Genomic DNA, 10,074 nt, shown 5'->3' on the forward strand with positions numbered 1-10,074 from the left:
CGGCTCATCATTTTTATTGAGAGGCTGAACGTGACTATTCAAACTGAAGAAGAATTCCTTGCCAGTTATGATCGCCGAGATTATGACGCACCTTTACTCACGGTCGATATGGCTATTTTCTCGGTTTTTAATGGTCAGTTGCAGGTATTACTCATTAAGCGACCAAACTTTCCAGCTAAAGACCAATGGGCTTTACCGGGTGGTTTTGCCGATTTAAAGCATGATCAAGACCTGATGGCCACAGCCTATCGTAAGCTGGTCGAAAAAACAGGGATTGCTTCACCTTACTTGGAACAAGTCGCCTCTGTCGGTAATGCTAAACGTGACCCACGTGGCTGGGCAGTAACCATTTTGTATTTTGCATTAATCGATTTTAATGCCTATCAACACCAAGCGTTGGCTGAGTACAGCGAATGGGTGCCTGTAGCAAAAGCAAAAGATTTAGCATTGGCGTTTGATCATAATGAATTGCTCAGTTTAGCTTTAGAGCGTTTAACCAGTAAAACTCGCTATACCGCTTTGCCAGCTAGTCTCATGCCTGAGTTGTTTACGCTGACCGAGCTACAAAGCATTTATGAAATTATTCTTGGGCAATCCTTAGAAAAAAAAGCCTTTAGACGCCGCATGATAGAAGCTGGTGTAGTTGAAGAAACCAATCAAAGTAAAATTGTAGGCAAACGACCAGCTCAGCTTTACCGCTATGCACTCGATTCTTTCGATTTTATATTTCCTCGCTCACTCGAATTACCTAGAAACAAAGAGGGTGAAGATAAGCAAAACAATGAGCTTTCTGACTAGCGCATCTTGATGCACTTTGATTTATAATGCCGCGCTTATGATTGATGTCATGTTTTGATCAGCACTTTGCCTATGTCACACGTTTCTCCCTGCTTCCAGCAAAACCAGTTTTTTGTGTTGGTGGAATATCTCACTTCACTGCATGAAATTTATCCTGTGAAACATGAGTTTGCAGGATATCCGGCTGCAATGACATTGGCAGATCGCGTACATTCAGATCATGATATCGCGCCGCTTGAAGCCAGCAAAAGTTACCCTGACTCAATCGATAAAGTTTTACACTTTTCAGGTAAGGCCCGAGACATACAAGACTTTGAGCGCTTTTTAGAACAAGCTCAAGCAGCCAATATTCACAACTTGTTATTGCTTACAGGCGATAAACTCAAAGAACACCATAATGGTCGAGATGGGCAGCCTCGTAGTCGCTACTTAGAGTCGGTAAACGCCGTAATGGCTGCCAAGCAACACGGTGGGTTTCGTATTGGAATTGCTTTTAACCCATTTAAATATGTTGAAGCTGAGCGTGATGCCCAGTACTTAAAACTGCATAAGAAGATTAAAGCAGGCGCCGACTTTATCATTACCCAATTAGGTTATGACATTGAAGCCTTAAAGCAAGCCAAATCATTTTTAACAAAGCATGTTTATTCGCAGCAAATACTGGCTTGTGTCATGCCACTGACTTTAGGCCGTGCCAATTTTATGGTGAAGCATAAAGTCGCGGGTATTGTGATTACTCCGCACATGTTAAAAGTCTTGGCAGATGAAAAACAAGCAGGGCATACAGACCGCGTTTATTTACGCTGTGCTTTACAGATTTTGATATGTAAACAATTAGGGTTTGCAGGAATCCACTTATCTGCGTGCCATAAGCCAGAAGAGCAAATGTTGCTTGAAAGCTACATTGAGCAATACAGACATTTGGAGCTTAAAGCCTTAGAAGAGCTTTGGAATTCACTTTGGCAAGTTACGACAGGCAAAGAGTTTTCACCTGAAATTGCTCGGTTTTCGCGTCAGCCAACGTCTAAACAAATGATTAAATATCGCCAACTGCATGTTATGCATGAAGCAATGTTTGGATCAAAAATTGCTAAAGGCGTTGGACGGTTTATTTTTAAAGCGTCATTTTGGGAAAACTCTTTAGTCGCCAAAGTATTAATTAAAACAGAAGTGCTGAGTAAACATAGCCTAGTCGGTTGTGAAAGCTGTGGTCAGTGTCGCCTAAGCGATACTTTATATATTTGTCCTGAAACGTGTCCAAAAGGTTTAGCCAACGGGCCTTGTGGCGGTACAACTTTAGATCGCTGCGAATTTGGTGACCGTGAATGCATTCATTCAGTCAAAGCAAGACTTGCTAAAGCTGTTGAACAAACTGAAATATTAAAAGAAAAACTGATTCCAACTGTACCAATTGAAACCAGAGGAACCAGTTCTTGGAAAAATTGGTATTTAGCGACTGAGGCTTAAGTTTTGTACTAACCTGTGATTTGAATTTGTTAAAAAATCAAATGATAGGCTAAAGCACGGCGATAATTTAAAAATAACAATTGTTTGGCTTAATTATGTCCAATCAAGATGATTACTGAGGAGTATACTTAAAGCAAATCTTTTGCGTTAAAAGGAAAGTTGTCTCAATGAAAAAGTTGGTTGCTGTACTTGCTGTAATTGTTGTTTTAACTGGATGCGTTTACGACCCTGTTAATTACGACAAAATACACGACCAAGAGTTCCAAGACCACCTCAGGCAAAACGGTTAGTAATAAAAAGCCCACTCAATGAGTGGGTTTTAGTTTTTAAAAAGCGCACTGCACCATTTGAGTGACAAACAGATTCATACCTTCGCACAAAAACTCTCACAACATCCTGATTTAGCAAGCCAGTTTGCAGTCAAAGGTGAAAGTTACGATCAACTCGCAGCATGTATAGCTGTAAAACTTAGCAATCCAGCTCAGGTCAAATAACGGGAACCATATCCAAGTAATTTGGATTCAAAGGCTTATTGCGGGGGGCAGCTTTTAGAAACAGGTTTTTAACTCCTTGTTTATTTATTTGAATTAGCTGAAAGTATATATTGTATTTATAAGCTAGCTTATTGTTTACTTCATTAGGAAAATATTCTTTCTTAGAAGTTAATAAAATGAAAAATTATTTAATAGGGTTAGTTACTGCTTTAGGTTTAACTGGATGTGTGGCATTACCAAACATCGACTATTCACAGCAAAAAGTTGAACGGTTTAATCCAGTTAAGAATTGGATTAGTGTAGATTCTGCTTCAGTTAAAGATATACCTAATGGTAATGAAATCTTTAAGTTGAAAGGGGGGAGCGAAGTTTATGTGTTCAGATATCAAGACGAATGGGCATTAATAAATCCAAATTCTCATACACAACAGTGGATTGATACTAAGTATTTATGTAGTTTTTCTGGTTGTTATACTCCTCCAATTATTTTTAGAAACGCTAAAAGTAGTTTTAATAACAGGGAATCTATTTACTCAATTCAACAACGTGAGCCTAAAAGGTATAGCAATACTAAAACTAGAAGTACCTCTACTACTCATACTTCAAGAACCTATAGTCAAACTACTAATAATTCTTGTTATTGTACTTCTGGTACATATTGTGTTGGGCCTAGAGGTGGACATTATTGCCTTAATAGCACGGGTTCTAAAAGATATCTTCCAAGATAGATAGAGCAAACTTTGGAAAACCCTGCTAAATAACGATTATTATCGTTTTTTTATTTTATATACAGGTTATTTGCATTTAAAAACTAGGTCTATTTGATATAATTCATGAAAATATCAAAGGTTATAAAAATGGATAAGCCTTTTCCACTATTTTGTAATGAGCGCATTAATTTTATGAATAGAATATTATTATCTTTTATAAGTTTATTAATTATTAGTCCAGTGTACAGTGCTGATGATTTTTTCGAAAAAAAACCTTCTATTTTAATTGCTAAAGATGAAGAGGCTCAAAATACTAAAAGTGGTGAGAGTGTTGTTTTTTTTGAGTCAGCAATGCAACAAAAAATAGATCGTACAAATCAACTTTTTAGAAGGGCTGAGCGAGATAAAGATGTTCTATTCCAAACGTCAAATATGACTGATTATGATAAATCACAATATTACAGAGAAAATAAGTTTGCTAATTATAGAGGTTATTCACCATACATTGAATCTACACCTAATAGAAAAGTAATTTCAGAAAAAGAATATGAACAGCTAATGGAGCAAAAAAGAAAAGAGAGAAAAGTTGATCGAAGCCTTTGGTACCTATTAGATAAGTAATTTCAGAAGATAAATTTCAATAGTTAAAAGTGGCATAGTAAAACAAGAAAATTAATATTTTTACGAACAAAATATAGCTATTGCCTACCAAATCAAAAAATAGATATGTTATAGAAAAGGATGGGATGAGTATTAAGTTCAAAGGAAGCACTTAACCGATCTTCTTAAAGTTCGATGGATTTCGTTAAATAGGTAGATGATGACCGCACTTTTAGAAAAGGATTTCAGCCCGTCTGAGTTTACATTGTTTTCTGAAATATTATGGAAACTTGGCTCAGGAAAAGGGCAATATAATTTACGTGAAAATATCATTGCAGATATTGCCATCTTGTTACGGGCTGATTTTGCTGCGTCTTATATTTGGGATTCAAGGCATAACTTATCGAAAGATGGTGTGATATGGAAAATCGACCCAAAAGCGATGGAGGATTATGAGTGTATTTGGCAATTTAATGACCCCATTACTGCACAGCTTCATAAGCTCCAGAAACCAACATTTGTAAATGAAGTCATGCCTCTTGCAGACCTGAAAAAAACAGGCTATTACAATGAGTTTTTAAAAACCTATGGTTTGTATCACGGGATAAATATTTATTTTGTCCGAAATGGTATAGATATTGGCGATTTACGCATTTGGCGTGCAAAAGATGCTGACATGTTTGGTGAGCGTGAAAAAAGAATATTAAATCTGCTTGAACCTTATCTTACGCAAGCCTTACCACTAGATTTGTCAACACAATATGGTCTGACACCACGTGAACAAGAAGTGGTTCATTTGGTCTCTAAAGGCTTGAGTGATAAAGAGGTGGCAAGTTTACTTGGTATTGGTTTTACCACATTAAGAACCCATCTGAATAATTCTATGAGAAAAATAGGCTGCAATAATCGCACTGAAATGGCTTTACTCATTCAACATTAAAGCAAAGCAATCCTCAATTTTGAGGATACGAATTATCGAGCAATTTGTACTAAGTTCTTAAGATCACAACTTAAATGGATTTTAAGTCATCATGTCAAATGCAGTTGAAAAAAATAATTGGATTGAATTACAGGGTTTAGCAAATGCTTCAGTAGATGTCATCACTAAACTGATTCATGAAAGAAAAGTATCCTGTGAAGAACTCGTGCATCATTACTTCGACACTATTGAAAAACAACAGTCTTTAAACGCATTTATTAGCATAGATAAAGCTTCAGCAATTCAACAAGCTCAATATTGGGATAAATACCTGCTTAGTGGAAAACCATGTCCAGCTTTGATGGGTATTTTAATTGCAGTTAAAGATAATATTCATGTTGCAGGTTTCCCGAATAGTGCAGGCACACCAGCTTTAGCTGATTTTAAACCTCAAAGCTCCGCACCGATTATTCAAAAACTTATTGATCACGGCGCGATCATTGTTGGTAAAACCAATATGCACGAATTGGCCTTTGGAGTAACAGGTTATAATACTGCTATGCATATAGAGGGCGTTGTCGGTACACGAAATGCCGTAAATCCATTGCATATTGCTGGTGGGTCTTCTTCTGGTAGTGCTGTGGCCGTAGCAGCGGGAATGGTTCCAATTTCGATTGGTACAGATACTGGTGCTTCTATTCGTTTGCCAAGTGCGTTAAATGGTTGTGTCGGCTTTCGTCCAACGGTAGGAAGATACTCACAAAACAGTATTACCCCAATTTCACATACGCGGGATACGGCTGGCCCGATTGCACACACAATATCTGACATTATTTTAATTGATCAGCTTATTACTCAAGAGCCAAAGAAAAAACCATTACAGTCTCATCAAATTAGGCTCGGCATCAATCCATATTTTTGGAATCATTTAGATGAAGATGTTCGTGAGCAGGCGCATATTGCACTTGGGCTTTTAAAAGAGGCAGGAGTCGAAATTATTAATGTCGATATGCCGAATTTAGAACAACTTAATCACGCTATTTCTTTTCCTGTAGTCATCTATGAAGGCAAATATGACCTTATTCAATATTTAAAACATCATGATGTAAATTTGACTATTGAAAATGTGGTTGATCTGATCTCAAGCCCAGATGTACAGGCAATTTTTAAACAGAATATCCTTCCTCAATTAATTCAAGATCAGACTGGGCAACTTGTTCCTGTTTTACCTTTCTATGAAAAGGCCATCAGTGAAGCTCGGCCACAATTGCTTGAACACTACCAAAACACATTTAAAGCGCATAACTTACATGCTTTATTATTTCCGACGTCACCAATTGTTGCACCACTCGCAAATGAACAATCCAATTCAATTGAAAATTTCCAGACACTCATTCGAAATACGGACCCCGGCAGTAATATCGGATTACCAGGGCTGAGTTTACCCATTGGAAAGGGAGTGAAATCGAAACTACCCGTTGGATTAGAAATTGATGGTTTACCTCATCAGGATAGTGAAATACTTGCGATTGGTATGACTTTAGAAGAAATATTTAAGATTTTAAATAAGTAAAAAATAAACCGATAATTCTCTATTTTTTAAATAAAAAAGAGTTAAAAATAACTCTTTTTTAGATTAATTTTGTTTTTGAATAATGCTCGGCTTCTTAAAAATAAGTTGGATTTAGTCTGAAAATTTTTATGTTATTCCACTTAATATGGTTAATTGTAAATATATTGAAAATACATATTTAATAAGCTGTGCTTTACTATGGTTGATAAATCTGCATATTTATATTTTATGCTTCTATAAATATTATAAAAATTCTCGAAGAATTTCTTTAAATTACATATTGCTCTAATTAAATTAACACAAGTTATACAAAGTAAACGCCAATTTTTAATATTAATGCAATAAATTTTTCTACCAATTAATCATTTTTATATTAATAATTTTAATTTTAATCTATTGATTTTATTTGTTTAAATTAATTTTTAAAGAAAGTTTTTATAATTAAATTTTTTAGAAAATATAAAATTACATAATTTTTAAACATATTTTTTATAGCATGACGTGTATTGGCGTAAATAGAAAAAATATATGTCAAAAGGGTCAATGATATTTAATCGATTTAAGAACCATAATTTGCACCAAATTTTACGCTGTCACGATTCATTGAATAAACCAAGTGAAAAGTTACGTAAAAAAGACGCTAATAATTTATTGGTGTAAATAAAAAATCGAATATTACAAATAAACGGAATGAATATGGATAACGTAGCTCAGCTAGAAACTGACACTAATTTCCAAAGTCGAAAGAAAATAACTTGGGGTGTTTTTAGTGTCCTGCTGTTATTTTTAGTCGCAGGCATTATATATTATTTTTTTGTATACCGATTTTATCAATCTACTGATAATGCTTATGTTCAGGCAGATGTTACTTGGGTCATGCCAAAGATTTCAGGCGAAGTGATTGAGTTATTAATTAACGATAATCAGGTGGTAAAGAAAGGGGAAACTTTGGCGGTATTAGACCACCGCGATTACCAAGCGCGTTATGATCAGGCGAGTTCTGTCGTCAGCTTAAAAGAAGCGGCGCTTGGTGTACAACAGCAAAATGAAAAGTCTGCTCAGTCTTCCATTACTGAAGCAAATAGTGGTGTAGTGGCAGCGAAAGCAGACTTAACTCGTTTGAGAAAAGATTTTGAACGTTATCAAGATTTATTAAAAGATGGCGTGATTACCCGACAAAACTTTGAAGGGGTTCAGTCTCAATATTTAACAGCTCAGGCACAACTCAGTAAGGCACAAGCAGCTGTCAATGCAGCAGAAGCTCAGTTGGGGAGCTTAAAAGCCAGTCGAGCGCAGCTTTTAGCTGATATTCAAAGTGCTCATGCAAACTTAAATTTATATCAGGTTGATCTGGCTTCCTCAAAAGTGGTAAGTCCTGTAGATGGCAAAATCGGTAGTCTTGCAATTCAAAAAGGCTCACGTGTTTCTCCGCAAACGCGCTTAATGGCGATCATTCCTGAAAACAGTTTGTATGTACAAGCGAATTTCAAAGAAACCCAAATTGAAAAAATGCATATTGGTCAGAAAGTTGAACTCAAACTTGATGCCTATCCAAGCCTAACCTATAGCGGAAAAATTGAGAGTTTTTCACCAGCATCAGGCGCAACTTTCTCACTCATGCCACCAGACAATGCCACAGGAAACTTTAACAAAGTTGTTCAACGTATTCCTGTACGTATTGCCATAGATTCAAGCCCGCATATCGATTTGATAAAACCTGGTATGTCGGTAAGTGCCACCGTTGACCTAAGAACTTAATAATAAAATTTTAGGTAATAAGACATGAATAAGCACGTTGACGCCGAGTGGATGTTTCCCGCAAAGACGGCATGGGCAATTTTTGCTGCCATGATTTTTGGCAACTTTATGGCGATTCTTGATATTCAGATTGTGGCGAGTTCTTTAAACGAAGTTCAAGCTGGAATGAGTGCAAGTCGTTACGAAGTCACTTGGGTGCAAACGGTTTATTTAATTGCCGAGATTATTGCAATTCCAATGTCGAGTATTGTCTCGCGAGTGCTTTCAACACGGGTGTATTACACCATCTGTGCAATTGGTTTTACGGTCAGCTCTTTACTTTGTGCATTGGCATGGAACTTAGAAAGTTTATTGGTTTTTCGTGGCATTCAAGGTTTTATGGGCGGAGGAATGATTCCGACTTCCATGACCGCATTGTATCTACTTTTCCCTGATGCAAAACGCTCATTGCCTTTAGTCATGTTTGGAATGATCAGTACTTTGGGGCCCGCCATTGGTCCAACCATTGGCGGCTGGCTCACCAATAATTTCTCGTGGCACTGGATGTTCCTGATCAATATTATTCCGGGCATTATCATTGCTACGGTCATCTACTCGGGTCCAAATATTGACCGTGCAAACTATTCACTCATTAAAAGCATGGATTGGTTTAGCCTCGTTGGTATGGCGATGTTTTTGGGTGGGCTTGAGTATTTCCTTGATGAAGGCGCACGGCATGACTGGCTTGCAGACACAGGTGTTCGAGTAGCGTTTATGATCTGCGTTGTGGGCGGCATGATTTTCTTCTCTAGAAGTTTTACCCAACCTAAACCTTTGCTCGATTTATCCGTATTTAAAAACAAAAACTTTACCTTAAGTGCTATCACAACTTTTGTGATTGGCATGGCGCTCTATGGCTTGGGTTACATGATTCCCGTGTTTCTTGGGCAAGTCCGTGAAATGAACAGTAGCCAAATTGGTCACGTCATGATGGTGACAGGCATTGTCATGTTCTGCTTTGCGCCATTTCTTGCGTGGCTTATTCCCAATTTTGATACCCGAAAAACCGTATTTGTCGGAATGATTCTGGCTGGTTTTGGTGTATGGCTCAATTCTCACCTCAGCATTCACAGCGATTATGACTTTATGTTCTGGCCGCAAATCTATCGTGGCATTGGCCTCATGATCTGTCTGATTGTGGTTTCGCATTTAGCCATGAGCACTTTGCCACTCAGTAAAGTTGCCGATGCCAGCGGTATTTATAACCTGATGCGTAATATTGGCGGAGCGGTTGGGCTAGCTCTCATTAACTCATCTTTAGATTGGCTGACTGCGCTTCATGTTACCCAGATTAATCAGTCGATGACACCGCAAAACTGGATTTTTACAGAACGACTTGACCAACTCACGGCGCAATATCAGGAAGTCGGCTCAAATGCACAGCAAATTGCGCTCAGCGTGATCTATCGTGACATTCATTTTCAGGCGCTTACATCTAGTTTTAATGATTTATTACGCATGCTCGCAATCATCATGTTTGTGACCGCCTTTTTAACCATCTTTATGGATCGGGGGAAGAAAATGAATATGTAGCGATTTAGAAATAAAGGGCAGCTTTCAAAGAATGAAAAACAATAGGGCATATCAAAACGTATCCCTTCATAGAAAAAGAACATTTTTATGAGTTTTCTTATATCGGTAGATGAGATCGGGGAACTCGCAAATTAGAGGTGGAAGGTTAAAGGATTATGATTAATACAACGTATAAATTGATTT

9 protein-coding genes and 1 pseudogene are annotated in these 10,074 nt (G+C 37.2%); all 10 read left to right on the forward strand.

Translation table 11 applies throughout. The features are described from left to right. Positions 1–30 precede the first annotated feature (30 nt). The 10 genes and pseudogenes from QLG01_RS13310 (at position 31) to QLG01_RS13355 (ending at position 9,891) form a co-directional block, all read left to right on the forward strand. Positions 31–798: an NUDIX domain-containing protein gene (locus QLG01_RS13310; protein ID WP_282496666.1), complete on the forward strand. Its 768-nt coding sequence runs from the start codon at positions 31–33 to the stop codon at positions 796–798. A gap of 72 nt (positions 799–870) precedes the next feature. Continuing rightward, on the forward strand, positions 871–2,265 hold the full coding sequence (locus tag QLG01_RS13315; protein ID WP_282496667.1) for a methylenetetrahydrofolate reductase C-terminal domain-containing protein: 1,395 nt from the start codon (positions 871–873) through the stop codon (positions 2,263–2,265). A 167-nt stretch (positions 2,266–2,432) separates the two neighbouring features. Further along, complete coding sequence (locus QLG01_RS13320; protein ID WP_013197824.1) at positions 2,433–2,555, forward strand: hypothetical protein; 123 nt, start codon at positions 2,433–2,435, stop codon at positions 2,553–2,555. A 54-nt stretch (positions 2,556–2,609) separates the two neighbouring features. Then, positions 2,610–2,759 (forward strand): annotated as a pseudogene (locus QLG01_RS13325) (helix-turn-helix domain-containing protein); the annotation flags it as partial. Between the two features lie 176 nt (positions 2,760–2,935). After that, positions 2,936–3,487, forward strand: coding sequence for a hypothetical protein (locus QLG01_RS13330; protein WP_023274231.1), 552 nt, complete (start codon positions 2,936–2,938; stop codon positions 3,485–3,487). 174 nt (positions 3,488–3,661) lie between these two features. Further along, a complete protein-coding gene (locus QLG01_RS13335) occupies positions 3,662–4,090 on the forward strand; it encodes a hypothetical protein (RefSeq protein WP_035331565.1) in 429 nt (142 codons plus the stop codon). A 199-nt stretch (positions 4,091–4,289) separates the two neighbouring features. Continuing rightward, positions 4,290–5,009 carry a helix-turn-helix transcriptional regulator gene (locus tag QLG01_RS13340; protein WP_282496668.1) on the forward strand — a complete coding sequence of 240 codons (720 nt, stop codon included), beginning with the start codon at positions 4,290–4,292 and terminating at the stop codon, positions 5,007–5,009. Positions 5,010–5,100: 91 nt separating this feature from the next. Further along, on the forward strand, positions 5,101–6,561 hold the full coding sequence (gene iaaH, locus QLG01_RS13345; protein WP_282496669.1) for an indoleacetamide hydrolase: 1,461 nt from the start codon (positions 5,101–5,103) through the stop codon (positions 6,559–6,561). Positions 6,562–7,257: 696 nt separating this feature from the next. After that, positions 7,258–8,319 carry an HlyD family secretion protein gene (locus QLG01_RS13350; protein ID WP_282496670.1) on the forward strand — a complete coding sequence of 354 codons (1,062 nt, stop codon included), beginning with the start codon at positions 7,258–7,260 and terminating at the stop codon, positions 8,317–8,319. A 24-nt stretch (positions 8,320–8,343) separates the two neighbouring features. Continuing rightward, positions 8,344–9,891, forward strand: a complete 1,548-nt coding sequence (locus QLG01_RS13355; RefSeq protein WP_282496671.1) for a DHA2 family efflux MFS transporter permease subunit — start codon at positions 8,344–8,346, stop codon at positions 9,889–9,891. Positions 9,892–10,074 lie beyond the last annotated feature (183 nt).

The sequence above is a fragment of the Acinetobacter sp. V89_4 genome, assembly GCF_029967875.1.
Classification (GTDB): Bacteria; Pseudomonadota; Gammaproteobacteria; order Pseudomonadales; family Moraxellaceae; genus Acinetobacter; species Acinetobacter oleivorans.